Raw genomic sequence first — 24,688 nt, 5'->3', positions numbered from 1 at the left:
CGATCACCTAGGTAGGCGCAGCATTATTCTATAATGCCATAATTTTTTCAAAGAAGATGATTATATATTTTTACGACGTACGGCTCCAGTTGTTCCTCCCAGGACCCCACACCATTCCATGGTCAGCTGGAGTGTCACGGTTCCCTCTTTTCTTGCTGATGATACTCCCTTGCCTGCTCGATATCTTTTTGAATCTGTTCTTTGAGCTCCTCGAAATTAGCAAATTTTTTTTCTTCTCTGAATTTTTGCAGAAATTCTATTTCCACATTTTTCCCGTAGATATCACGATCGAAATTTAACAAATGGACTTCGAGTAATGTGCGAGTCTCTCCTGAAATAGTGGGCCTCATCCCCACATTGGCTACCCCTGGTAGAGGCATTGCATCAATCCCAAGCATATTTACCGCAAATACCCCTGAGACAGGCACTACTTTTCGATGGAGATGAATATTCGCTGTAGGACAGCCGAGTAAGCGTCCGCGTTTATCTCCATGCGCTATTTTTCCTCGCATGCTATAGGGGCGCCCAAGTAAGGTTCGCACTGTTGCCATGTCCCCTACTTTCAATAATTGTCTCACTCGAGTACTACTCACTCTGCTCCCGCTCATTTCGAACGTTTCCATGCACTGAGTCTTAAAATGATAACGCTGGCCTAATGCTTCTAATAAGGAACAATCACCCATACGTTTGAACCCAAAACGAAAGTCGTCACCCACCGCAACATATTTAACCGCTAATTTTTCAACTAACACAGTTCTTACAAAAACCTCAGCTACTTGTAAGGCCGTTTGTTCCTCAAAATGAATGCATAGCACTCGATCAATACCTTGAGCTTGAAACGCTTCCACTTTTTCCCTAAAGCGCATTAAACGCGGCACATTTTCATGCTGAGAAAAAAACTCATTGGGTTGAGGTTCAAAGATGATTACTAACGTTGGCAGGTGTAATTCTCTTCCCTTGGCTACAAGCGTTTCGAGTAAGGCTTGATGTCCTAGATGAAGACCATCAAAATTGCCGATGGATACCACGCATTCCTGATGTTTTTCAGTTAGGTTATGTATTCCTCTAATAACTTCCACGCTACTTACCGCTCGATAATTAATGGTTTATGAATAAAAGATGAGGCCCCATGCATTAGGTAATCTTTAAAGCGCAGGCCACTCAACCATAAAGAACTAAAATAAACGACGACGGCAGCAGTTAGCCAGATAAAAAGTGTTAAGACTTGTTGATGCCATTGCCAATTCGCCCATCCTTCTTTAGTAGGCGCACCCCACACTAATAATAAGACCATCATGCTATTTGCAAACAGCAATTGTAAAAAAAATCTGCCCCAACCGCGCTGAGGTTGATAAATACCTGTTCTATACAGTGATTGATACAGTAATGCTGCATTGATAATCGCTGCCAGCGACGTCCCCAGCGCCAATCCCTGATGTCTCAATGGCAAGATTAACAAGCAATTGAGCACAATATTTGCTCCCACAGTAATTGCCGCGATTCTTACAGGTTGTTTGATTTCTTGGCGCGCATAAAAAGCTGACGCAAGAATTTTGGTTGCCATAAAACTGGGGAGGCCGATGGCAAATGCAATAACACCTTGTTCAGTCATTACAACATCTGCTGCATTAAATTTTCCATGGTGAAATAAAGTGGACACAATCGGGTTTGACATCATAATCAAACCCAGCATGGCAGGAATGCTAATGAGTAGCACCATTTTCAGGCCCCAATCTAAAGCGCTTTTAAAATCCTCATTTGCAGACTTCGCGTGGAAATTAGACAGATAAGGCAATAAAACAGTTACCAGCGCCACCCCAAAAATCCCGAGTGGAAAGAAAGTTAATCTATCGGCATAGTACAACCAGGAAATACTGCCTTCTTTAAGAAAAGAAGCGAAAAAAGTGTTAATTAATAACCCAATTTGCATTACCGACACCCCAAATAACGCAGGCACCATATTTTTCATAACGCGTTTAACATGCGGGTCTTGAAGGTGCCACCGAGGTCGCACAAATAATTTATAGCGAGCTAAGAAAATGACTTGAAAGGCAAGCTGAATTATCCCCGCAACTAATACTCCCCAGGCTAAAGCTTGTTCGTGTACTAAAAAGAAGGGCGAAAAATATATCCCCGCTGCGATCAACACTACATTTAAGATTACCGGCGTAAATGCCGCCACACCAAAATGGCCCTGGCTATGTAATACCGAAGCGCAATAGGCGGTTAAAGAAATCAACATTAGGTAAGGAAATGTGATCCAAAGCATTTTGATAGCCATTTGATAGCGCAGAGGGTCATGCACGAAACCCGGTGCAAAGATGACAACGATTAGAGGGGCTAAGATCTCGCATAAGAAAGTGATAATGAATAATATTCCGGCGAGCCCGCCTAGGGTTCGAGCAATGAATTGCAATGTATCTTTAGCACTATGATGGTGTTGATATTCTGCCAGAATCGGCACAAAAGCTTGTGAAAAAGAACCTTCTGCGAATAATCCCCGCATAAAATTGGGTATTTTAAACGCCACTAAAAATGCATCAAAACCCGCCGTCGCTCCGAACAAGCTCGCCATGAGCATATCTCTAATAAATCCCAACGCTCTTGATAGCAGGGTCATGCTGGAAACGATAGTGGTAGATTTAAATAGTGATTTCTTTGCCGACATCAGAAAACTCGTTAAAAAAAGTCCTCGCAGTATATTACTATTCCGGGGTGTAGCGAAGTACTCAAATAATTCCGCTACTTTTTGTGAAATGGTTATAACTGCACCTAAGGTCTGCGCTAAATATTAGCTTCAATCTCACTTTCCGATTCAGAGCTAGGGGTATTACAAAAATTATAGTTTGCAGGGGCGTCTAGTTCGGGAAGGTCATGGGGTAAAGGGATGGCCATCGGTGATTCATTCATAGGTAGACAATTACCCTTCATCCCTTGTTCGTAAAAGGCGAGTTGGTAAAGATAAACATCCGATTTCAAGGCTACCTTGTGTGCATAACGCATTAGCCAAGGTTTTTTAAGAAAACTTCTTCTTTGAAACCCCGTTAAACCTTCATGGTATGCCAAATAAAGATTGTAGGGATCGTTTTGCGAGATTCCTAATCGGTTACGTGCTTGAGCACTATACCAACCTATAAAATCAGTCGCCGACGCAAATTTTGTGCGGCAAGAAAAAAAACCACCTGCTTTACATAAATAATCATCCCAAGTGCCATTAAGCGCCTGTGCATACCCATAAGCAGAAGAGATACGTTTCCAGGGAATAAAACCGAGAAGATGCTTACGGGGGGGTCTCGCGTCTGCTCGATAAGCCGACTCATAATAAATGATGGCCATTTGAACATTCACAGGTACACCCCATTTCCGTTCAGTTTTTTTAGCGGCTTTGTACCAATGAGGATATTCATTGAAGATAGCACTAACATTTTCTTTATTATGAGGAGGTGGTGTGATTGCACAACCCGTTACCATTAAAACAACGATCAAGAGGAGCAGCCTGATCACAACTCGCATCTTAGTTTTCCTTGCTCTTCGTTAAATACCACACGCTGGGAAACCTGGCAGATGAGTTCATAAGCAATAGTATCAGCGTATTTTGCCACAATTTCTGCAGGCAGACCTTTTCCCCACAGAATTACCTCTTCGCCCAGTGCGACTTCACTTAGGGGACGCAAATCCACAGCAATTAAATCCATTGATACGGTTCCGATGAGGGAACACATTTTTTGTTTTATCAAAACAGGTGTGCCATTTTTAGCATGTCGAGGATAGCCATCCCCATATCCAATCGCAACTATACCCACGCGCATATCGTCAGGGCATGTCCAACGCCCCCCATAACCGATGGCGTCGCCCTTTAAGAAATCATGTATCGCCACAATTTTTGATTTTAATGTCATGACAGGTTTGAGATCGTGATCTGCACCAATTTTTCCAATCATAGGTGAGATACCATAAAGCATAATGCCCGGTCGATTCCATTCTGCAATCGCTTCTGGCCAAGCTAGAATGCCCGCTGAATTCGCCACGCTCTTAAGCACCGCTAGATGTTTCAGATAATAGGCAAATTTATCAAGCTGTTGCTGGGTGGTTGATTTCTGCAGATCGTCGCCATCGGCAAGGTGGGTCATGACAACAATAGGTTGCTTGACCTTCTGGCAGTTGGCTAATAATTCATACACTTCTTTAAATTGTTCAGGAGCGAAACCTAATCGATGCATCCCGGTATCAATTTTAAGCCAGACAGAAAGTGGGGTGGTTACTTTGCTAGAACGCAGTAATTTTATCTGGGAAATATCATGCACAACTAATTGTAAATCAAAGCGCTCCGCTAAGACTAAATCATCAGCGTGGAAAGCCCCGGACATAATCACAATGGGTGTCATTACTCCAGCTTCACGTAATTTTATGGCCTCATCGAAACAGGCGACCCCAAAACCATCTGCTTGCGTAAGAATTTTCCCAATACTAATTATACCGTGCCCATAGGCATTACTTTTCACCATTGCCAAAATATTTGAGTTTGGTGCGTATTTTTTGGCTATAGAATAGTTGTGATGTAAAGCGCTGATATCAATACAGGCTTTAGTCCTGTCGCTCACTAGAATACCTCGTGGTATTGAGGAGAAGCGTAATTCTCAAATACAGTATATTGTCCCAAAAAGGTTAGATGTACCTTTCCAATAGGTCCGTTTCGTTGTTTGGAGATAATGATTTCGGCCTTACCTTTGTCAGGGCTATCTTCATTGTAGACTTCGTCTCGATAAATAAAGGCGATCAAATCTGCATCTTGTTCTATCGCGCCACTTTCACGAAGGTCTGACATCACAGGTCTACGATCTTGGCGTTGCTCTAAACTTCGATTTAACTGCGACAAGGCGATCACAGGGACATGCAATTCTTTCGCTAAGGCTTTAAGCGACCGAGAGATCTCTGAAATTTCATTGGTTCTGTTTTCTTTATAGCCAGGAACTGACATAAGCTGGAGATAATCAATGACAATTAAGCCAATACTACCTTTTTCGCGCACCAACCTTCGCGCTCTTGCTCTCACTTCCGAGGGGCTTAGCGCCGGGGTATCGTCTATATACATAGGAGCATCCGACAAAACACTGACCGCAGAGGTGATGCGGGGCCAATCTTCATCATGTAGTTTTCCATTTCGCACACGATGTTGATCTATTCTTCCTAATGAAGACATCATTCTCAAAACAAGCTGTTCACCCGGCATTTCCAAACTAAAAACAAGCACCGGGGACTGATTTTTGATGGCGGCATTCTCAGCAATATTCATAGCAAAAGCTGTTTTGCCCATCGAGGGTCGGCCTGCAATAATAATTAAATCGCCTTTCTGCAACCCCGATGTCATTTCATCAAAATCTGCAAAACCGGTGGGTATTCCCGTAATAGACTGATTTGAGTGATATAGCGTGTCGATTCGATCTGTTGCTTTCGCTAAATACTCCGTGATGCTGATTGGACCACTTCCTCGCGCACCTTGATCTGCAATTTTGAAGATTTTTTGTTCTGCACCATCCAAAATCTCAGAGCTAAGTCTTCCTTCAGGGAAAAAAGCATTATCTGCTATCTCATTCGCAACCGAAATGAGCTGTCGCAGAATGGATCTTTCTCGAACTATCTCTGCATACGCCACCACATTCGTTGCGCTGGGTGTATTTCTAGCGAGCTCAAATAAATAGAGTTCTCCACCGACATTATCCAGTTCTTCGATATTTTTGAGCGCCTCTGCGACGGTTAGTACATCGAAAGGAGTATTTCTACGAGAGAGGTCGGTTAAAATTTGGTAAAGGGTACGATGACTATGACTATAAAAATCATTCGCCGTAACTTTATCGACTATCTTATCCCAGGCCTTATTATCAAGCATGAGAGAGCCTAGAACAGATTGTTCTGCTTCTAAAGAATGGGGAGGTAGTTTAAGCTGATCAACTGCACTATCACTTTTTTTATTATTCATTATCCTTGCCTTCGAGAGCCAAAATTAGGCCCACATGGGATGGGCTTTAATCAACGAGAATCTGCTTTCACCGATAAGATCAGCGCTAGTTAAAGCCTTATCTACATACCATTAACTTTCAGGGATAACATTTACTTTAATAATAACTGTTACATCTGAATGTAAATTTACATCAATTGAATGTTCACCCGCTTGACGAATAGGTCCGTTTGGCAGTCTTACTTCAGATTTTGACACTTTTTGACCCGCTGCAGTAATAGCAGACGCTATATCTTTGGTACCGATTGACCCATACAGCTTGCCTTCTTCTCCTGCTTTTGACCGGATAGTGACCTTTACAGCAGATAATGCTTCTGCTCTTTTTTGGGCAGCTTGGAGATGTTCATTCGCAACCTTCTCTAGCTCAGCACGTCTTTCTTCAAATTTGATAACATTATGTTTTGTTGCAGGCACAGCCTTGCCTTCAGGAATTAAAAAATTGCGGCCATAACCTGATTTAACGTTCACTTTATCGCCAATGTTGCCTAAGTTGTGAACTTTTTCTAATAATATAATTTCCATTACCAATACCTCATCAAATAATTGTCATAGATAAATAATGCCCAAAAGTATTTTTACTCTTTAATGGCACTATCGATTACAAATCTTTTTCTAAAATTAATAAAACTATCTATCCACCCCATGAAGGATAATAAAGCCATCACATAAGGGGATAAAAATAAAAATAAAATATAAAAAATTGTCATGATTGAGCTGCCATTTTTTTTGGTGGCAAAAAATGAGTGGAATAAACTCAATCCTGCGAAAATAAACGGCATTAAGGCAACTAAAAGCACATTCATGAACAGTGCATTGTTGGCAAACAATCCTAAAGCGATGGCTATTAGAAAGAGTGACGCCCCATAATGAATACGAATTGCATAGCATTCTTTCTGTAAACTCACTGCAGGCACAATCCTAGATTGCCACCATCTTGCTAAAAATAAGGTCATTAAATTCATAATGACGACAGCAAGTGAAATTAATCCTGTACCCAATAATCCGATATATTTTATGCCTCTCGCAATATCTGCAGACCCAAAATTTATAAAGGAAGTTGTTTGATACTCTTTAGCTAACGCGGTGAGCTGGGCCACCAGCCAAGTCTGTAACTCTGGAACAAAATAATAAATGCATATGACAGAACCCATCCCTAAAACAGAGGCGAGTTTTACCACATTAATCCATGAATTATTTTTTCGTAAGATGATGGCTAAGCCGAATACTACGAAATAGTGCAATACCACAATATTTATAAATATTGGATAGTGCCCTAAGCAAAGCATCGCCACAGCAGGCAATATGGCCCAGGCCATAATCATCAGCCCTTGCTTAGGCCCATTTTGCAAAGTGATTAAGGCTATAATAACTGTACTCAGCCAACCGACAGGTAAATCAAAAAAAGATAGAAAGGCAGCAACTAACGCCAAACCTGCGGCAAGTTGTCGACTACGTATTACCTGTTCGCCCCATTTACGCACCAATGAATTCACTCGTCACCTATAAAATTAATAGTGGGTTATTTCTCATGTAAGTCGCAGTACGGCAACAACGATAGATAACGCGCAAGCTTAATTGCTCTAGCAAGTTGTCTCTGATAACGAGCAGCTGTGCCAGTAATTCGACTTGGCACAATCCGACCAGATTCCATTATATAATTTTTCAAAATTCCAATGTCTTTATAATCGATTTCTTTAGTGCCTTCGGCAGAAAAACGACAAAATTTCTTTCTAAAATTAGCCACGGTTATTCTCCTCTCTATTCAGCGTAAGTTTCTTGATAATCTTCAGCTTCGGTTACTTTTTCGGCCTTATTTTCTCGGCCTTCTTCATGCCCTTTCATCATGGGAGAAGCGTCCGTAATAGCTTCATCTTTATGCAAGATCAGGTAGCGAATAACAGCGTCGTTAAAGCGGAAAGAACTTTCCAGTTCTTCAATGGTAGGCTTATCACATTCGATATTCATTAAGGAGTAATGCGCTTTATGCACCTTATTAATAGGATAGGCAAGTTGACGTCGCCCCCAATCCTCTAATCGATGGATATTGCCATTGTTTTGTTTAATTAATGCTTTATAGCGTTTGATCATAGAAGGGACTTGATCACTTTGATCAGGATGAACTAAGAAAATTACTTCATAATGTCGCATAGATGCTCCTTATGGATGGTTAACAGCCCTATTTTGAGGGCAAGGAGGTTTAGGAAACAGGGGATTATACAGGAGCAAACAGGTATTCACAACTGTGTCATTATAAATACAGGAGTTCCTTTCATTAGCAATTACCCATAAAAATGGCTGATTTTGTTAGTAAGTTATTCATAGTGCTCCTTTGCACTACTTGAGTTCCTGGCAATAAATAATACTCACTTAAACAAAGACAACGTTTTATATTGATAAATGCTTGCGTGATGGGTCGCTATTACGTAAAATGCCGGCCTTACACAAGATTATTCGGAGTTCAGTTAATATGTATGCGGTTATTGCTAATGGCGGTAAACAATATAAAGTTGCCGAAGGACAAATTATAAAGCTCGAACAAATCAACACTGAAGCTGGGAAAACAGTTAAGTTTGATCAAATTCTTTTGGTTGCTGATGGTGAAAATATCACGGTTGGCGCGCCTTTTGTGACGAATTTTACCGTAAATGGTGAAGTTGTTGAACATGGTCGAGGCAAAAAAATTCATATTATTAAATTTCGTCGTCGCAAACACCATATGAAAAGAATGGGGCATCGACAAAATTATACCGCGGTTAAAATTACCGGTATTGAAACCAGTCAAAAGTAACTGGTAATTGAGGGGGATTTAAACAATGGCACATAAAAAAGCAGGTGGTAGTACTCGAAACGGTCGCGATTCAAACCCAAAATACCTAGGTGTTAAGCGGTTTGGTGGCCAACTAGTTAACGCCGGCAATATTATCGTTCGTCAAAGAGGCACTCGCTTCCACGCCGGAAAGAATGTAGGTGTTGGCAGAGACCACACTTTATTTGCGCTGACTGACGGTATCGTCAAATTCCATAAAAAAGGCGAACATAACAGAACTTTTGTTATGATTGAGCCTCCACACGCTGCAGAATAACTGTATCCAATAGTTTGAGCCAGCCTCGGCTGGCACTGCATGCAATAAAAGATATCCCTCCCCATTATTCTAACTCTCAATCCTATACGGTGAAAAAATGAAATTTGTTGACGAAGCCAAAATACGAGTTGAGGCTGGCAAAGGTGGTGACGGCTGCTCCAGTTTTCGTCGCGAAAAGTATGTTCCCTTTGGAGGACCCGATGGCGGAGATGGCGGAGATGGCGGCAGCGTTTACCTCCTTGCCGATTCCGGTATTAATACCTTAGTGGATTTCCGCTATACACGACTTTTTCGCGCTGAACACGGCGGCAAAGGAATGGGCAAGCAATGCACGGGGAAAAAGGGCAGCGATTTAATAATTAAAGTCCCCGTCGGTACTACCATTCACGATGAGGACACGGGCGAATTATTAGGTGATCTCACCCAACATGACCAAGAGCTCTGCATTGTGAAGGGAGGCTTTCACGGTCTGGGGAATGTCCATTTTAAAAGTAGTGTCAATCGTGCTCCAAGACAAACCACTACCGGCAAACTTGGCGAAAAGCGCAATATTCGTTTAGAGCTTAAAGTGCTTGCCGACGTTGGTTTACTAGGATTGCCCAATGCGGGTAAATCCACCTTTATCAGGGCAGTGTCTCATGCCAAACCAAAGGTGGCTGATTATCCTTTCACCACCCTGTATCCACATCTTGGTGTAGTAAAAGTATCTGATGAAAAAAGTTTCGTGGTTGCTGATATTCCCGGATTGATTGAGGGTGCGTCCGAAGGGGCAGGCCTAGGCATTCGATTTTTGAAACATCTCGCTCGCACCAAACTATTATTGCACCTCATTGATATTTCTCCTGACGCAGAAATGGATGTTCCCACTCAAGTGAGGTCTATTTGGAATGAGCTTGAGAAGTTCAGCGCAGATCTTGCCACCAAGGAACAATGGTTAGTTTTCACTAAAACCGATTTAATGTTACCAGAAGAAATAGAGGAGCGTACTTCGGCAGTACTTAAGGAATTAGCATGGACCCAGCCCGCATACAGCATCTCCTCAATAAATAAAGAAGGGCTAAGCGAGTTATGCTATCAGATCATGAATTATTTAGATGACAGTCAATAAAGGTTATCTTTTTCGCGCGATCCAGCCTCTAGACCCGGATTTCGCTGCGCTGCATCCAGGCTACAATTAGGAAATGTAGCCTTGATGTAGCATAGCGAAATCAAGGAAACCCAACCCTCTATTTCTTAGGACTCTAAATCTTTGATATGCGCAGAAAGACGGCTTTTTCGCGCGATCGAGCCTGGACCCGGATTTCGCTGCGCTGCATCCAGGCTACAACTAGGAAATGTAGCCTTGATGTAGCGTAGCGAAATCAAGGAAACCCAAACCCTCTATTTCTTAGGACTCTAAATCTTTGATATGCGCAGAAAGACGGCTTTTATGACGCGCGGCTTTATTTTTGTGGATCAACTTCTTATTCACCATGCCATCGAGCAATGGCACAGCATCTTTGTATGCTGTTTGTGCTTCTGTTTTATTGCTACTTTCGATTGCTTTAAGCACCTTCTTTAAACAGGTACGCATTCTGGAGCGTAAGCTCGTATTATGTAGTCTGTTTTTTTCTGCTTGCTTTGCACGTTTTTTTGCTTGTGCTGTATTCGCCACTGTTTAACTCCGATATTCTTGAAAGGGAATCTGCTGAATATGCCGATTTTGGGTGTTTTTGTCAACAGTTTTAGACTAATCCTCTAGACTCCGAGCGCCGTTTTAATAAAATGAATGCCACTTCGCTTAATTCCATTCTCAAATCAAGGATGCTAAACTCCTTCCCCTACCGTCTTTAGAGAAATGAGGCTTACATTGGAAAACGTATCAGAAAACCTTCCATTAACAAAAAAAACAGAGATGATCGGATGGGTTATTTGTAGTTTAGGCGCGGTTTTTTACTGTTATGAATATCTATTACGCATTCAACCCAGCGTAATTGTAAATGAATTAATGCGGCAGTTTCACATTTCTTCTTTGGATAAGTTTAGCGCCATTATAAGTTTGTACTATCTGGCTTATACCCCTATGCAAGCAGTTGTCGGAGTAATGACTGACTTGTATGGACCGCGTTTCATCCTTACCTTTGCGGTCTTTATGTGCACCCTAGGAAGTTTCTTTTTTGGAATTGCCGACAATGTTTTTTTGGCTTCAATCGGTCGTTTCTTAGTCGGTTTCGGCAGTGCTTTTGCCTTTGTGAGCGCTCTTAAACTTGCCTCCATTTGGTTACCCCTTAATCGCTTCGCTCTTTTTGCCGGCCTGGTTACAGCACTTGGAATGATGGGGGGTATGGCAGGCGACATAGGCCTAACTCATTTGGTAACAAGCGTCGGGTGGAAGCAAACCCTCTATGGCAGCACTTTTTTAGGCGTCATCCTCTTACCTATCCTCTGGTTTGCTATTAGAGATAAAAAATCCTCGTTGAGTACGCCACGTTCAGAATCCAAGGCTTCTTACAAAGAAACATTGGCGGGTTTGTATCGAATTCTCTCTAATCCACAAGTATGGATAGCTGGATTTATTGGGTGTATTTTATATATGTCACTGTCTGTTTTTGCAGAATTATGGGGAATTCCTTTTTTAAAGACGGTGTATCATTTAGATGCTCAGCAAGCCGCTTTTACTAACTCGATGGTATTTTTCGGCTGGCTAGTAGGGGCTCCCTTGACGGGTTGGATCTCTGACAAAATGCAAAAAAGACGCCTACCCTTGTTATTAGGCTGTCTATTTTCCGCCCTCGCTATTACCTGGGTGATCTATATTCCCACTTCCCTCATATTGGCCCAAATATTACTTTTTCTTTTCGGTGTTTTTAGCAGTATCGAGGTAGTGTGTTTTGCGGTAGGCCGGGAAACCAGCCCAAGGAATGTCTCCGGCGCAGCAGTTTCGTTTGTTAATTTATTAGTCATGTTTGGCGGTCTTGCCTTTCAGCCCTTAGTCGGAAAGATATTAGACATCTACTGGAAAGGCCTGATATCAGATGACTTACGAGTATATACCCCCGAAGGTTTTCGTCTTGCATTAACTGTTATTCCCGTCGCTATAATAATCGGCATGGTCTTATGTTTTATCCTCAGAGAATCATTTGATAAATCACTGGATTCACAATGACTGCAGAAGAATTAGCGCGTTTACGCTGGCAATGTCGCCGCGGCATGCTTGAATTGGATGCCATTTTGCAGCCTTTCTTTGAAAAGCATTTTTTATCGCTTTCTGATGTCCAACAACATGATTTTGAACAACTGTTAACAAGTTCTGACCCCGCCCTTTTTTCATGGTTTATCGGGAGCGTTACGCCGGAGGACCCTAAATTGGTCTCCATTGTTGAAGTGATTAAGCATAAAATCAGTGTTTTGTAATTTCCTGTACTGCTAGCATGAAAACTGTTCGAGGGTTTCTACCAAAAAATACTCCCCTCACCAGGAAAATACTCAGGTTTGAAACCAGGTTCCTTTATGCTAAAACAATAATACGCAAAGCTAATTATTAAAGGTGGCAGAAAAATGAAATTATATTTGATGCGTCATGGAGATGCAGAGACTAATGACGTTCAAAGACCGCTAAGCGAGCGTGGTATGGATGAAGTCACGAAAATTGCCGAGTTTTTAGCGAGCAATCACATTGAAGTCGAACAAATTTATCACAGCGGCAAATTACGTGCTGAACAAACCGCAAGAGGCGTTGCGGCTAATTTCACTATTGCTCCCAAAATAGATATTTTATCGGGTTTATTGCCGGATGATTCGGTGAAAGCCGTAGCGGTTTATTGTAATCATTGGGAACAAGATGTGATGTTGGTAGGACATCTACCCTTTATGCCACGCTTAGTGTCAGATTTAATTACGGGAGCGGATGATAAGCAGTGCATAGATTTTAAAACCGCGGCGATCGTTTGTTTAGAAAGGATCGCCATTTTTCAATGGTCCATTTCTTGGTTTGTGTACCCTCATCTTCTTAAATAATGCGTCATGAGCTTGATTCACATAGCATCTTCAAGAAAAATCCTCCTTTTAGGTATCGCATTGAATGTTTTTGCCATTACTGTATTGGGAGTGAGCGCATTACCCTTTGGATATAAATGTCTCGCTTTTGGTATCAGCCTTATTTACGGCAACTATTATTTTAAGCGGTACATTCTTCTGTCTCACCCGCGCTCCGTAGTGGCTCTCACAAAACCAAGTGACACTTTATTTTGGACAGTTACGATGGCGAATAATCAAACGGTGCACGCGGCGCTAAATTCCAATAGCCTGGTGACCCACTTTTTACTAGTACTCAATTTCAAATGTGAACAATCGTTACAATTAACCACTCTGCTAACGCCCGAAAGTATCGGCTATCGAAATTATCGTAGGTTATTGGTTTATCTCAAGCATACTCACCATTTGCTCAAGCAATGACTTCAGCTGACTGAGAAAGAGGAGTTAATATAGTGGACCGCGCAAGACTATCTTGCAGGGGCTGAGAATAATCTAAATTGTAATGCAGCCCCCTACTTTCTTTACGGGCAATAGCAGATTCAATAATTAATTGAGCGACCAAGGCAAGGTTACGTAACTCAATAAGATTCTTGGTCACTTTAAAATGCGCATAATATTCATGAATCTCTTGATTTAGCATAGAAACCCTTCGAAGAGCGCGCTGCAGTCTTTTGTTGGTTCTTACAATTCCTACATAGTCCCACATAGTCTGGCGCAGCTCGTGCCAGTTGTGCGAAACGACAACCTCTTCATCAGAATCAGTCACCTGGCTTTCATCCCAGCTAGGCGCTCTGCTGGGCGGTTTATAATGTTCTACATTCATTAAAATATCTTGGCTAGCACTGGCCGCGAAAACAATGCATTCCAATAAAGAATTGCTTGCCATTCGATTCGCCCCATGTAGTCCGGTAAAGGCCACTTCTCCTACGGCATATAGGCCAGGCAAATCGGTTTTCCCGGTCAAGTCGGTCAATACTCCGCCACACGTGTAATGGGCGGCAGGAACGACCGGAATAGCCTCTTGGGTGATATCAAATCCATAATCTAGACAGCGTTGATAAACATTTGGAAAGTGGCTGGTAATAAAAGCAGCGGATTTGTGGCTGATATCAAGGAATACACACTCGATTCCCAAACGTTTCATTTCGTGGTCAATCGCTCTTGCCACAATGTCCCGGGGGGCCAACTCTCCCCGCTTATCAAATTGAGGCATGAAACGTGTTCCATCGGGCAGTTTCAAAATGCCGCCTTCACCGCGTACCGCCTCTGTGATTAAAAAAGATTTTGCCTTGGAATGGTAAAGACATGTCGGATGGAATTGATTGAATTCCATATTACCGACGCGACACCCCGCTCGCCACGCCATCGCGATACCGTCCCCACTCGTGGCATCTGGATTACTGGTGTATAAGTATACCTTGCTCGCTCCCCCGGTCGCTAAGAGGGTGACGTACGACTGAAACACCTCAACTTGATGAGTTGCATTATTGAGGACGTACGCTCCCGTGCATACTCCATCGCTTTTGATTAAATCGATAGCGGTATAATGTTCATACAGACTGATACGAGGATGCTGCCGGACTAAGGACACCAGTGTATTTTCAATCGCGAAACCCGTCGCATCATGAGCGTGAAGTATGCGCCGATGACTGTGACCTGCTTCCTGAGTCAAATGAAAATCAAGTTGACCATCTGGCCGAGTTTCTGTGGTAAAGGCCACCCCTTTTTCCACCAACCAAAGAACGGCCTCACGTGCTCTTTCTGCTGTAAAAGTGACTGCTTCTACTGAACATAATCCTGCACCGGCTATCAAAGTATCTTTAATATGAGAATCAACGCTATCCTCTTCCCCCATCACCGCTGCAATACCACCTTGTGCATAAAAGGTGGAGCCTTCCGTTAACTCATCTTTGCAAATCACGGCCACATCTAAAGTATCCGCTAAGCGCAAAGCTGCACTCAGACCGGCAGCACCGCTGCCAATAATCAAAACGGTGGAAGAATGGCGATTTAACGCATTACTCTTTTTGTCGAGAAGCTTTTTTCCGCTCATGCTCTTTCAACCATTTTTTTCTAAGTCGGATGGCACTCGGCGTAACCTCTACTAACTCATCATCATTAATTAATTCTAATGCTTGCTCTAAAGATAAACGAATGGGCGGGGTTAGATTGATATTTTCATCTGTTCCGGCAGCCCTAATATTTGTTAATTGCTTTTCGCGAACAACGTTCACTACTAAATCATTTTCCCTTGTATGTAATCCGACTAACATCCCTTCATAGACTTCGGTTTGCGGGTCTATTAACAACCTACCCCGGCTTTCTAAGTTCCATAATGCATACGCAGTCGCTTTGCCGTCGCTATTAGCAACTAATACGCCATTAATTCGCGCTGCAATATCACCTTTGCCTAAAGGACCATAATGATCAAAAATATGATGCATTAGTCCAGTACCGGAAGTCATCGTTAAAAATTCATTATGAAAACCAATCAGCCCCCGGGTCGGAATAATATAATCTAAACGAATGCGGCCCTTGCCATCTGGCATCATATTTTGAATCTGACCTCGACGAGAGGCGATTCTATCCATTACCGAACCTTGATGTTGGTCTTCAATATCGAGGGTTAAATTTTCAAACGGCTCTTGTTGTACACCATCTACTTCCTTAATGATCACCTCAGGCCGAGAAACGGCTAGCTCGTAACCTTCTCTTCGCATCGTCTCAATCAATATAGAAAGGTGTAATTCACCTCGCCCAGATACCCGGAATTTATCAGGGTCAGGTGTGTCTTGAACTTGGAGGGCTACATTATGAATTAATTCCCGCGCAAGGCGGTCTCGTAAATGCCGACTTGTGACATATTTGCCACTCTTACCACAAAAAGGGGAATCATTTACTTGGAAGGTCATAGATACAGTTGGCTCATCCACGATCAAGCTAGGTAACGCTTCAGGAGATTTAGGATCACACAAGGTATCTGAAATACGTATGCCTTCTATTCCAGTAATAGCAATAATATCACCGGCCTCGGCTTCAGGAACTTCGACTCGGTTCAACCCAAGATAACCCATTATTTGGGATATACGTCCATTGCGGACCTTACCATCTCGGTCAATAATGGTAACGGGAGCATTCGATTGCACCTTTCCACGAGAAATACGTCCAACCCCTATCGCCCCCACATAGCTAGAATAATCCAGCGAACTAATCTGCATTTGAAAGGGACCGTTCGGATCCACTTTTGGCGGAGAAACCTTGTCTACGATTGTCTGTAGCAATGGAGTCATATCATCATGATGCTCAGATAAATCTAAGGTGGCATATCCTTTAAGAGCAGAAGCATACACAATGGGGAAATCTAATTGTTCATTGGTAGCACCTAGGCGGTCAAACAGATCAAATACCTGGTCCACCACCCAGTCAGGGCGTGCACTAGGCCGGTCTATTTTATTTACCACCACAATGGGGTGCAGACCATGCTGGAATGCCTTGAGGGTTACAAATCGCGTTTGAGGCATAGGCCCATCGACTGCATCTACTAAAAGAAGCACAGAATCAACCATCGAGAGTACGCGCTCTACTTCTCCTCCAAAATCCGCATGGCCGGGCGTATCCACGATATTGATGCGGTAATCATTCCATTGAATGGCCGTATTTTTGGAGAGAATAGTAATTCCCCGTTCTTTTTCAAGTTCATTGGAATCCATGACCCGTTCTTGACTTGCTGCCTTGGTACTTAAGGTACCGGATTGCTGTAACAGCTTATCAACGAGAGTCGTTTTACCATGATCAATATGAGCGATGATGGCGATATTTCTTAAGTTTGTCATATGAGATCTTCTAATAGTGAGTGTAGTCAATATGTTAGCACGCGAAGCCCTAGATAAATACGAAGTGCAATCCTAGAGAATCCGCATTCCGCTATCGCTGCCTCCAGCGCTACATTTTTACGTATAAAAAAGCGTACTATTCAGCAAATTCAATAAAATAGCAAGCAGTTGCTCCCGCTATTTTCTATCGATAGCCCATAAATAAAATGCGTAAATTTGAGCTAAAATTACCTTATAGTTTGCTATTAAGGATTTGGAGGAAGACTAAATGAATCGTCTGGTCCTACACTCTACCTCACTGGCGCAGTGGTATACCTTAGTCAATGAAGCAGAAGATTTTTTTGGAAAACGATTAGATACAGACCTTGAAAGCTACTTGGTCCATTTATTACAACGTTATACCAATAAACCGGACATATCAGACACGATATTAGCCATTGACTACTTGGATAGTTTAGCCACCTCAGGCAAGCTCCGGCAGGAAAAACTAAGGGATGTCGGTGATAAATGTCTACTATTTTCTGGGTTTTTTCCTGAATCTGCCAATAGAAGGTTAGTGACTGTTAGCTATTTTGTGGAATTGGGACGCCGAGCTTATTTTTATTTGGCTGAATTACACAATGCAGGCCTCCTGACCTCTAAGTTATATGGGCTACTTCGAACGCATTTTGTAAGCCTCTTAGACCTATTATTTTCAATTAGAGAGCTAAGTGGTGAGCAGCAAGCCTTAACGTTGTTGCAAGCAGAAGAACTATGGCGAAATACTGGCAGTGAATACGCCCTCAAAATATTGAAAAAACATAATAAAGACATCACCTTAATCAAAAATATACCTATGAATAAGATCCATTAACCGTTGGTTAATAGTAAAGCCAGATAACTGTACTAGAATTTCTTTATGGATGTAACAAAGAAAGGCATAAAATAGGAGGGCTTATTATGGCAAATTCGGAGCAATCAAAGGATCCAATGTTCGATGCACTCAGAAGAGTTGAATCCACACCTAATGCAGACTCAAAAATTTCATCTGCAAATATTATGAATACTCCCGAAACAAGAAACCCCGAGGGTTTTAACAACAGCGTTAATGCTCAAGGTGAAACAAAAAACCATTTGAGCCGTGTTCAAGGCGGCAAAAAAGCGGCTGAAACAAGAGGGGCAGAAAGTCTCAGTGCAGCAGGCAGAAAAGGCGCTCAAGCACGCAGCCATGAAAGTCGGGTATTGGGAGGCAAGAAAGCAGCGGAAACACGCGGTCGACAAAGCTTAAGCGAAGCAGGCAAAAAGGGCGCAAAAGCGCGTAGCCATGAAAGTCGCGTTACCGGCGGTAAAAAAGCTGCCCAAACCAGAGGGCATGAAAGTTTAGCCGAAGCGGGTAGAAAAGGCGGCAAGGCCCGTCGTGCACGCAAACAAGAGTCGATTTCTGACGATCGACAATAAGGTTAAGGCAGAGCGGGATCCCTGGAGCAGGGGTCCGCTGCTTTCACCCTACTTCAACTGATACCCTTTGGCTTCACCATCGTATCTGGGGTTTTTATCCCGCACTAATAATCCAACCCCTTCCTCTATTGGTTGATCGCCCTTTAGTCCAAAGAAGCCTATTTTTTGGATTGGATGGTCACGCATGACCTGATATCGTTGGGGGGCAACATTATCAATAATGTCCTCAAATGTCAGTTTCGTTTCCTGTTGAGCTGGATGATTTTTAGGAATAACTTCACTCGGTTTCTTATTTCCAAAGAATATCTCTAGGAGGGACTCTAATGCTTGAGGGGTCTCCGCATTCTTCTGCTTTATAGAGGATAATATTGCAATAAATCTATCATCATCAATATTTTCAATAAAAGTTTGGATATCGGTTAAAGTACGCTGCAGTTTAATTTGTTCTTTGTTTCGCTCGCTTCCAAACGCGCGCGTTAAAAATTCTTGAGCACTGGATGCAATGGGTATACCAGGATAGATATTAAAGACATAGGTAAAGAGCACCGCTGGAATCTCTAAAATCTTACTCGCTGGTTGTCCCATCACTTGTTCATTTAATAGCACTGTTGTCTGAACTGAGTAAGCTGCTGCAAAATAAAAAGCGAGCGCGCCCGCGCTCATGGCGATAGGGTTTTGAAGAAAAGACAGGGGCAGCTTCACAAGATGAGACCAGGCCTCACGATTAAACTTATTTTCCCACCCCTTGGCAATGAAATCGGTTACCCCTGCTGATTGATTCCACGATCGTTTAATTCCATAAAAGCTATAGGCCAAACTCTGGTAAACGGCGGCGCCAAAGGGCTTAGCGATATAGACAGAAAGAGCAATACTTACCAAGAAAATAGCCATAGCGGTCGCCCAGCGCTGTAATAAATCCCGCAACTCGAATATTTCGGAACTTGTATCCTCGGTAGCACCCGCTAATCCGGGTAAGGAGGTGAGCATTAGTAGCATAGAAGCAATTTCAAAAGATCGACGCAGCCAAGGAACTTCTTGGAATTCTTCATCTTTAGCAAACTTCAACAATTCGAACACTAATTTCTCTGTGTCTTCTCTCGTGGGATTTTTTCGCAACAAGCTATATAGATCTTGAAGAGGTTCATCTTGTCCAATTTGGACCAGTCGCATTATTTCATTCTGCGCTGAGCTCAAAGCATTTTTATGGGCTGATTTTAATGACTCGATAATTGAATACCTTCTGTGCCGGGCCATTGCTTGAACATTATAACGGCGATATGTCAACTGGGCGGGATAGGCGATGCAACTGAATATAAACTGCAACAGCACTTGGGTGCCGACATACTGCTGAGTAACGCCAGAAATAAAAGCTGCCATGGACACTGCGGGAGGATCGCCACTTACCTTTGCAGAAAGGGCATAATTAGGGAAAGCTGCCAAAATAGCGCCCCCTAAGGTTACAACAACTAAAGTTCCCGTTTTAAATCCATTCCATATTTTTGCTCGAGCGCCAGAATCAACTCCTTGCAAGTGGCTAAGTGCTTTATTAACTTCTGCTAGGGGTTTACAAAATACTTTTGAATATGCTTCCCCAATTACGAGGGTAAAAAAATAGCCATTGATGGTGAGATTTATGGTAAAAGCCCCGGTCGGATAGAGTACCTTTTGAGCTGGCGTTTTGGCAGCTTTTTTAGCCGAACCAATATAAGGCCAGGCACCAACGGCGCCATTCAAGTAAGCAATAACTGCGACTGGAATAAAAGCCCACTCAGCCTTCGTTACTTCAACGCCCAAGCCTTGATAATAATTTAAGACCGTCATGTAATCATGTAATTCCTTATGCGTGCCTACCTCATTGTCGTTAGGGGTAAGGTATCCTTTATACTCTTTAGAGATATCCTTACTCGGAAGGATATGGATTTCGCTTTGACTCGCAGCTGGCAGTAGCCTCCTGGTAGGCTTCACAGTCTTTTTACCCATAGTTATAACCTCATCAATTTACACATTTGGAGCAGAGCTGCATTTTAGGGAAGCATGCATATTTATGCAATGATCGGTACCATATTTATTTGTAATTTAAGCCTCAGTTAAGTTAAATAGACGACACCCACCACCACTTTCCTCAAAAATAAACGAAAAAATGTGGCTAAATTTTTATTTTTAATATTGGGCGATGTTTTCTGAAAACCAGCTCCTGGCTTTGAAATCGAGTAACCACCTCCCATACTTATGAATAATTATGCAGAAAAAGGTGGTAAAATAGCCTGGATAATAAATGGGCCCCAAAAGAGGCCCATTAGAGGAGAGTTTTAATAATTAGTAATCATTAATGCTAGTCTTGCTACTCTCACTACCGTACCCGTCTTCACTCGCTGTATCAAACCCAGGCACCAGGTAACTTCCTTGATTTCCAGACTGGTGGGTATTAAAACGCATTGAAAATGTGGACCATGAAGGCACACAGTCTCTAAATTTCTGCAACACAGAGGAAACCACACCCTGATTGGCGTCCGGTAACGTTTCAATAGCCTGATATCCGTCGCCCCCTTCTTGAGTGCTGAGGAGAGGCTGGTTACTGTTTAAATTGCTAAGTAGCTCATCGGCACTCATGTCCACCTGATGCATTGGAAGTAAACGTATCCTTTCATTACTAGATAATTTATCAAGACTGCTGCTGAATTTCTTAGGCGACACCTGACGCACATCACGTCGGAATCCCTCCATATTCTTTTGAAAAATTGCGAGCTCTTTTTCATTTTTGGATCCACAGTAGCGAGCGAAAGTAGGTATTAATTCAAATATAGCCTTTTGATTAATACTGCCCACTAAAACAAGAGCTGATGACGCTGCGAGGATTAACATGTGTTTCTTAGTGTCGCTTAAAGGGTCATGAGTTTTAAAAATCGGCTCATTGCGTATCATATCTACTAGGGTTGAAAAACCAGCAAGGCTAACCCCTCCTGCAAGCAGACTCGCTAGCAGGGTGGCCATAGGATATAAAAGGTAAGCAGCGGGTTTTTCTTGGTTCTTGATATCAGCAATCCTCATTAAAGAATTGGCTGCCTCTCTAATCGCAAGTAACGAAAATGCTGGCGGGAGAGTATTTAAAAGAGGCAAATCAGCTTGGTTGTTTTCAGGATTAATCAACTGCTCCACAGAGTTCATAATTAAGCCCGTAGAAAGTCCCGTTGCAAACAGCGCAGGAAGAAGTCTCGTAGATATTACCTGATACGCTGACAAAGGTTGTTCTGCAAATATCTCCAGACTCACTACGTCTTGCGATAATTCAGAGAGTCCCGGTTGCGCGTTTCCATGGGCATAGCCTGGAACAGTCTTCCTGTCTAAATGTTGATAAGTTACACGGCGAATCACTGAATCAAAGGAATCCATAAGCTGTCTATAGCTGCGGGCAAATGGAGAACGGTTTATCAGATTTATAAAGAATTGACTTTCTGTCAGCATTTTATCAATAGCGTAATAATTCAGCACAATATGGCTCACGCCTATCAATGCTTTTATACTTACAGGTTCATCTGCCACAGAGGCAGACCAGGCACTCAATCCTACGGAGATTGCGGAACTAATGAGCGTTCGCGCTTTCGTGCGACGCCGGTCGTTTATATAATTCTCATTGACACTTGCGGCCGTCTGCAGGGGTAATTCCGCGGTAAGGGAGTCCAACACTTTTGAAGCTGAGTAGGCATACATTAAAAAAAAAGCAGCCAGGCCAATTTCAGAAAATAATAAGCGCGCTGGGCTGTCCTGGAAATGGTTTCGTGGATCGAGATCTGCGGAGCATGCTGCTGCTGCGATTAAAACAGAAAAAATGCCCTTCGCATTATCCAAAAAAGCATCATTACCCATCTTCAGACGACGGTACAATAACTCGCCTAGTGCATCGCGGCTCCCCTCATTAACTCCAGCATTATTCCTGAAATTGTCTTCATCATCGCTAGCCTGCTGGTAAAACCTCCTATTTTGCATAAGGGGTAGCCCGGAATGAATGTCATCACTGGGGTTCTCGGTATTATTGAATACGTCAATTTCACTATCTTCAAATGCCATAATTAAGATGTCCTTATTGTCCTGTTATTCGAAATGTGCAGGTTGCACTAAAAAATTTAAATACCAAATATCTACTTGGGGTCGCACGTCAGATATAAGCGGGGACCCTTGGAAGCCAGGAGTATAAGTTAAGACGGGGGGAGAGAAAATTAATGGTTTCTTAAGGAAAAATTAAATTATGTCTATAGCAGCAATCACCTACAAGGGGGTTCCTTATTTCGCCCGTTACTTTGAGCCTCATAAGCCTTGACATTACTGGCACTTGATGTTGCACAAATAATTGCATACATTACACTTGAAAATCGGGGTGTAGCTCAGCTTGGTAGAGCACTGCTTTCGGGAAGCAGGGGCCGGAGGTTCAAATCCTCTCTCCCCGACAATAAAATCAATAGCTTAAGAATTATAATACAGGGCGCATTCTAGTCCCAAGTGCGACAAGCAAACAGAAACTCGCACTTAGAGGCTGAACGTACCGCAGAATGCAGGTGTGACAAATTTGTGACAGAAACTCTTTCAGCAGCTCTTTAAGATAGTCACTACTAAGGTCTGCATAACTTAGGACCATCTCGAAGGAAGCCCAACCTCCAAGTTGTTGCAGTTCCTGTAACGAAGTCCCATTCTGAACATGCCAACTTGCCCAGGTATGACGTAAATCATGACAGCGAAAGTTGTCAATGCCGGCTTTCTTCAATGCTTTTTTCCAAGCCATCGTATTACACTGGATAATCGGTTGTCCTCGATATGTAAAAACCCAGTATGTATTTTTACCATTTGCTTACGAATAGTTGTAACTGCGTCAGAGTTCAAAGGTACAGGAGTAGTTTTAGCTGCTTTTGCTTGATCTGGATGTATCCAAGCATGACGCTTCACTAAATCTATCTCTGACCATTGAAGCCGGTAATATTCGAGATTCGTAATCCAGTTGCTAATGCAAACCTCGCCATGTCAGCTAGATGATCTGGCAAGGCCTCAAGCAAATGTTTTGCCTATTCTGTAGTGATCCAACGAATCCGTCTGTTTTCTTCCTTTAGCATTCTGATTGAAGGAGCTTTTTCTATCCACTCCCACGTACGTACAGCCTTACGAAGAATTGCTCTTACTATTTCAAGCATTCGGTTCACGGTACTAGGCTTGACACCTACCTTCAGTTTTTCATTAGTAACTTTATCGATTACATTCCTATGATGTCTTGTAACTTTTTCCCTCAAAGATACTGATTCAGCCATCTTAGATGAGCTTTGTCGTCGCAAAGACTTTTCTTATGTTGGGCCTCAGCTAACCAGCGCACTACAGCATCAACCCAACTATAAGTTGGCTTTTCCTGAAGGAAATCATTCCTCCAGAGGTCAGCTTTGAGTTGATCATGTATTTGCTGAGCGGCTATTGTATCTGAAGTCCAAGTAGATTCTCGTCCTCTGTTAAGATGACTTCTTGAAATGATTTTGCGGGAATCAAACAGTATTCAGCTCATTACCAGTTTAGAGACATCATTAACAACGTATACTCTAAGATACATTTCCAGTCTTTTTTCAATGAATAAATTTTCCATAATTAAGAAAAAATAATATTTGTTTTTGTACCGATGAGTTATTCATCATGAAAGTGTGACCAACAGGAAGAGTAATAAAGTCCTTCATACCATTCATCCTGGTGCTAGAAACCGCCACTTTGCCATCATTTTTTTCATGAAATAAATAATTCGTGAATGGAATGAAACTAAAAGTTCCCGCGATTACACCTACTTGATATTGATTCTTGAGATGATTTAATGTATTTGGAAGACTTGTTTTCCCTGTCGTTAACTCTTGGCCTGCAGGACCAATAAAAAATTTAAACAGGCAGTTATTATGTAATAAATCGGCAATCTGACTTCCATGATTCGGTGGTCCAAGCATTACAATACGTGATAACTGAGGAAGCTTATGATCTTTTAAATATTCACGTAATACTATACCTCCCATCGAATGAGTAACAAAACTTATATGATCTGAATGATTAATTAAACATTGATTTATCATCGATGGAATATATTGATTGGCAAGAAATTCAATCGATTTTTTAGTTGAGGAGTAATCTACATTTACTACTAAGTAATTTTGTTGCTTTAACATGTCTTCTAATGGAGACATTGAATGATGTGTTCGTCCTAATCCGTGCAATAAAATTATGCATTCCTTTTCTGCAGCTCCACAGTCAAACATAATTAATTGAAATATTATAAATAATAAGAATTTAATCCA

General features: G+C 42.2%; 23 protein-coding genes, 1 tRNA gene and 2 pseudogenes. 10 read left to right on the top strand and 16 right to left on the bottom strand.

The window, feature by feature from the left end:
- Nucleotides 1–134: 134 nt before the first annotated feature.
- The 9 genes and pseudogenes from ribF to rpsF form a co-directional block, all read right to left on the bottom strand.
- Nucleotides 135–1,079, bottom strand: coding sequence for a bifunctional riboflavin kinase/FAD synthetase (gene ribF, locus H0U71_06020; protein MBA2654603.1), 945 nt, complete (start codon nt 1,077–1,079; stop codon nt 135–137).
- Nucleotides 1,080–1,084: 5 nt separating this feature from the next.
- A complete protein-coding gene (murJ, locus tag H0U71_06015; GenBank protein MBA2654602.1) occupies nt 1,085–2,668 on the bottom strand; it encodes a murein biosynthesis integral membrane protein MurJ in 1,584 nt (527 codons plus the stop codon).
- Nucleotides 2,669–2,949: 281 nt separating this feature from the next.
- A pseudogene (locus H0U71_06010) lies at nt 2,950–3,513 on the bottom strand (hypothetical protein).
- Nucleotides 3,501–4,601 (bottom strand): alanine racemase, encoded by a 1,101-nt coding sequence (alr, locus tag H0U71_06005; protein MBA2654601.1) that lies wholly within the window; start codon nt 4,599–4,601, stop codon nt 3,501–3,503. The pseudogene H0U71_06010 and the gene alr overlap by 13 nt, the downstream one beginning before the upstream one ends.
- On the bottom strand, nt 4,601–5,977 hold the full coding sequence (gene dnaB / locus H0U71_06000) for a replicative DNA helicase (protein ID MBA2654600.1): 1,377 nt from the start codon (nt 5,975–5,977) through the stop codon (nt 4,601–4,603). The genes alr and dnaB overlap by 1 nt, the downstream gene beginning before the upstream one ends.
- Nucleotides 5,978–6,088: 111 nt before the next feature.
- Complete coding sequence (gene rplI / locus H0U71_05995) at nt 6,089–6,538, bottom strand: 50S ribosomal protein L9 (protein MBA2654599.1); 450 nt, start codon at nt 6,536–6,538, stop codon at nt 6,089–6,091.
- A gap of 53 nt (nt 6,539–6,591) precedes the next feature.
- Nucleotides 6,592–7,509, bottom strand: a complete 918-nt coding sequence (locus H0U71_05990) for a DUF2232 domain-containing protein (protein ID MBA2654598.1) — start codon at nt 7,507–7,509, stop codon at nt 6,592–6,594.
- 26 nt (nt 7,510–7,535) lie between these two features.
- A complete protein-coding gene (gene rpsR / locus H0U71_05985; protein ID MBA2654597.1) occupies nt 7,536–7,760 on the bottom strand; it encodes a 30S ribosomal protein S18 in 225 nt (74 codons plus the stop codon).
- Between the two features lie 14 nt (nt 7,761–7,774).
- Nucleotides 7,775–8,164 (bottom strand): 30S ribosomal protein S6, encoded by a 390-nt coding sequence (gene rpsF, locus H0U71_05980; protein MBA2654596.1) that lies wholly within the window; start codon nt 8,162–8,164, stop codon nt 7,775–7,777.
- A 319-nt stretch (nt 8,165–8,483) separates the two neighbouring features.
- Here rpsF and rplU point away from each other — a divergent pair, with 319 nt between their 5' ends.
- The 3 genes from rplU (at nt 8,484) to cgtA (ending at nt 10,207) form a co-directional block, all read left to right on the top strand.
- Complete coding sequence (rplU, locus tag H0U71_05975) at nt 8,484–8,804, top strand: 50S ribosomal protein L21 (GenBank protein ID MBA2654595.1); 321 nt, start codon at nt 8,484–8,486, stop codon at nt 8,802–8,804.
- Between the two features lie 25 nt (nt 8,805–8,829).
- Entirely contained in the window at nt 8,830–9,099 is a 270-nt protein-coding gene (gene rpmA / locus H0U71_05970; protein ID MBA2654594.1) for a 50S ribosomal protein L27, read from the top strand.
- 97 nt (nt 9,100–9,196) lie between these two features.
- Nucleotides 9,197–10,207, top strand: coding sequence for an Obg family GTPase CgtA (cgtA, locus tag H0U71_05965; GenBank protein MBA2654593.1), 1,011 nt, complete (start codon nt 9,197–9,199; stop codon nt 10,205–10,207).
- Between the two features lie 279 nt (nt 10,208–10,486).
- On the opposite strand, the gene rpsT is transcribed toward cgtA, so the two are convergent.
- Nucleotides 10,487–10,753 carry a 30S ribosomal protein S20 gene (gene rpsT / locus H0U71_05960; protein MBA2654592.1) on the bottom strand — a complete coding sequence of 89 codons (267 nt, stop codon included), beginning with the start codon at nt 10,751–10,753 and terminating at the stop codon, nt 10,487–10,489.
- A gap of 195 nt (nt 10,754–10,948) precedes the next feature.
- Here rpsT and H0U71_05955 point away from each other — a divergent pair, with 195 nt between their 5' ends.
- The 4 genes from H0U71_05955 (at nt 10,949) to H0U71_05940 (ending at nt 13,533) form a co-directional block, all read left to right on the top strand.
- Nucleotides 10,949–12,244 (top strand): MFS transporter, encoded by a 1,296-nt coding sequence (locus H0U71_05955; GenBank protein ID MBA2654591.1) that lies wholly within the window; start codon nt 10,949–10,951, stop codon nt 12,242–12,244.
- Entirely contained in the window at nt 12,241–12,492 is a 252-nt protein-coding gene (locus tag H0U71_05950) for a succinate dehydrogenase assembly factor 2 (protein ID MBA2654590.1), read from the top strand. The genes H0U71_05955 and H0U71_05950 overlap by 4 nt, the downstream gene beginning before the upstream one ends.
- A gap of 144 nt (nt 12,493–12,636) precedes the next feature.
- Nucleotides 12,637–13,095, top strand: a complete 459-nt coding sequence (sixA, locus tag H0U71_05945) for a phosphohistidine phosphatase SixA (protein ID MBA2654589.1) — start codon at nt 12,637–12,639, stop codon at nt 13,093–13,095.
- A 6-nt stretch (nt 13,096–13,101) separates the two neighbouring features.
- Complete coding sequence (locus H0U71_05940; protein MBA2654588.1) at nt 13,102–13,533, top strand: hypothetical protein; 432 nt, start codon at nt 13,102–13,104, stop codon at nt 13,531–13,533.
- Here the strand turns inward: H0U71_05940 and nadB are convergent.
- Nucleotides 13,523–15,166: an L-aspartate oxidase gene (gene nadB, locus H0U71_05935; GenBank protein ID MBA2654587.1), complete on the bottom strand. Its 1,644-nt coding sequence runs from the start codon at nt 15,164–15,166 to the stop codon at nt 13,523–13,525. The genes H0U71_05940 and nadB overlap by 11 nt on opposite strands.
- Nucleotides 15,132–16,946: a translational GTPase TypA gene (typA, locus tag H0U71_05930; protein ID MBA2654586.1), complete on the bottom strand. Its 1,815-nt coding sequence runs from the start codon at nt 16,944–16,946 to the stop codon at nt 15,132–15,134. Before typA ends, nadB begins: the two co-directional genes overlap by 35 nt.
- Before the next feature lie 268 nt (nt 16,947–17,214).
- Here typA and H0U71_05925 point away from each other — a divergent pair, with 268 nt between their 5' ends.
- Entirely contained in the window at nt 17,215–17,799 is a 585-nt protein-coding gene (locus H0U71_05925) for a hypothetical protein (GenBank protein ID MBA2654585.1), read from the top strand.
- Between the two features lie 86 nt (nt 17,800–17,885).
- Nucleotides 17,886–18,383: a hypothetical protein gene (locus H0U71_05920; protein ID MBA2654584.1), complete on the top strand. Its 498-nt coding sequence runs from the start codon at nt 17,886–17,888 to the stop codon at nt 18,381–18,383.
- Between the two features lie 48 nt (nt 18,384–18,431).
- Here H0U71_05920 and H0U71_05915 read toward each other — a convergent pair whose 3' ends face one another.
- Together H0U71_05915 and H0U71_05910 are read right to left on the bottom strand one after the other, a co-directional pair.
- On the bottom strand, nt 18,432–20,363 hold the full coding sequence (locus tag H0U71_05915) for a hypothetical protein (GenBank protein ID MBA2654583.1): 1,932 nt from the start codon (nt 20,361–20,363) through the stop codon (nt 18,432–18,434).
- Between the two features lie 336 nt (nt 20,364–20,699).
- A complete protein-coding gene (locus tag H0U71_05910) occupies nt 20,700–22,448 on the bottom strand; it encodes a hypothetical protein (protein MBA2654582.1) in 1,749 nt (582 codons plus the stop codon).
- Between the two features lie 303 nt (nt 22,449–22,751).
- Between H0U71_05910 and H0U71_05905 the strand changes: the two genes are divergently transcribed.
- A tRNA-Pro gene (locus tag H0U71_05905) sits at nt 22,752–22,825 on the top strand.
- A gap of 23 nt (nt 22,826–22,848) precedes the next feature.
- Here H0U71_05905 and H0U71_05900 read toward each other — a convergent pair.
- Both H0U71_05900 and H0U71_05895 read right to left on the bottom strand, forming a co-directional pair.
- Nucleotides 22,849–23,910 (bottom strand): annotated as a pseudogene (locus tag H0U71_05900) (site-specific integrase).
- A 67-nt stretch (nt 23,911–23,977) separates the two neighbouring features.
- Nucleotides 23,978–24,649, bottom strand: coding sequence for an alpha/beta hydrolase (locus tag H0U71_05895; GenBank protein ID MBA2654581.1), 672 nt, complete (start codon nt 24,647–24,649; stop codon nt 23,978–23,980).
- Between the last annotated feature and the right edge of the window lie 39 nt (nt 24,650–24,688).

Source organism: Gammaproteobacteria bacterium, from assembly GCA_013697705.1.
GTDB lineage: Bacteria > Pseudomonadota > Gammaproteobacteria > UBA6002 > UBA6002 > UBA6002.
The sequence above is the reverse complement of the archived record's forward strand: the minus strand, read 5'-3'. Positions and strand labels throughout refer to the sequence as shown.

What these genes read in the sequence shown, in the direction of transcription:
- typA (MBA2654586.1), bottom strand. Translation starts at nt 16,946, where the DNA reads ATGACAAACTTAAGAAATATCGCCATCATCGCTCATATTGATCATGGT.
- cgtA (MBA2654593.1), top strand. Translation starts at nt 9,197, where the DNA reads ATGAAATTTGTTGACGAAGCCAAAATACGAGTTGAGGCTGGCAAAGGT.
- rpmA (MBA2654594.1), top strand. Translation starts at nt 8,830, where the DNA reads ATGGCACATAAAAAAGCAGGTGGTAGTACTCGAAACGGTCGCGATTCA.
- nadB (MBA2654587.1), bottom strand. Translation starts at nt 15,166, where the DNA reads ATGAGCGGAAAAAAGCTTCTCGACAAAAAGAGTAATGCGTTAAATCGC.
- rplU (MBA2654595.1), top strand. Translation starts at nt 8,484, where the DNA reads ATGTATGCGGTTATTGCTAATGGCGGTAAACAATATAAAGTTGCCGAA.
- H0U71_05920 (MBA2654584.1), top strand. Translation starts at nt 17,886, where the DNA reads ATGGCAAATTCGGAGCAATCAAAGGATCCAATGTTCGATGCACTCAGA.
- H0U71_05895 (MBA2654581.1), bottom strand. Translation starts at nt 24,649, where the DNA reads ATGTTTGACTGTGGAGCTGCAGAAAAGGAATGCATAATTTTATTGCAC.
- H0U71_05940 (MBA2654588.1), top strand. Translation starts at nt 13,102, where the DNA reads ATGAGCTTGATTCACATAGCATCTTCAAGAAAAATCCTCCTTTTAGGT.
- murJ (MBA2654602.1), bottom strand. Translation starts at nt 2,668, where the DNA reads ATGTCGGCAAAGAAATCACTATTTAAATCTACCACTATCGTTTCCAGC.
- rplI (MBA2654599.1), bottom strand. Translation starts at nt 6,538, where the DNA reads ATGGAAATTATATTATTAGAAAAAGTTCACAACTTAGGCAACATTGGC.
- H0U71_05925 (MBA2654585.1), top strand. Translation starts at nt 17,215, where the DNA reads ATGAATCGTCTGGTCCTACACTCTACCTCACTGGCGCAGTGGTATACC.
- H0U71_05910 (MBA2654582.1), bottom strand. Translation starts at nt 22,448, where the DNA reads ATGGCATTTGAAGATAGTGAAATTGACGTATTCAATAATACCGAGAAC.
- dnaB (MBA2654600.1), bottom strand. Translation starts at nt 5,977, where the DNA reads ATGAATAATAAAAAAAGTGATAGTGCAGTTGATCAGCTTAAACTACCT.
- H0U71_05915 (MBA2654583.1), bottom strand. Translation starts at nt 20,363, where the DNA reads ATGGGTAAAAAGACTGTGAAGCCTACCAGGAGGCTACTGCCAGCTGCG.
- rpsF (MBA2654596.1), bottom strand. Translation starts at nt 8,164, where the DNA reads ATGCGACATTATGAAGTAATTTTCTTAGTTCATCCTGATCAAAGTGAT.
- H0U71_05950 (MBA2654590.1), top strand. Translation starts at nt 12,241, where the DNA reads ATGACTGCAGAAGAATTAGCGCGTTTACGCTGGCAATGTCGCCGCGGC.
- sixA (MBA2654589.1), top strand. Translation starts at nt 12,637, where the DNA reads ATGAAATTATATTTGATGCGTCATGGAGATGCAGAGACTAATGACGTT.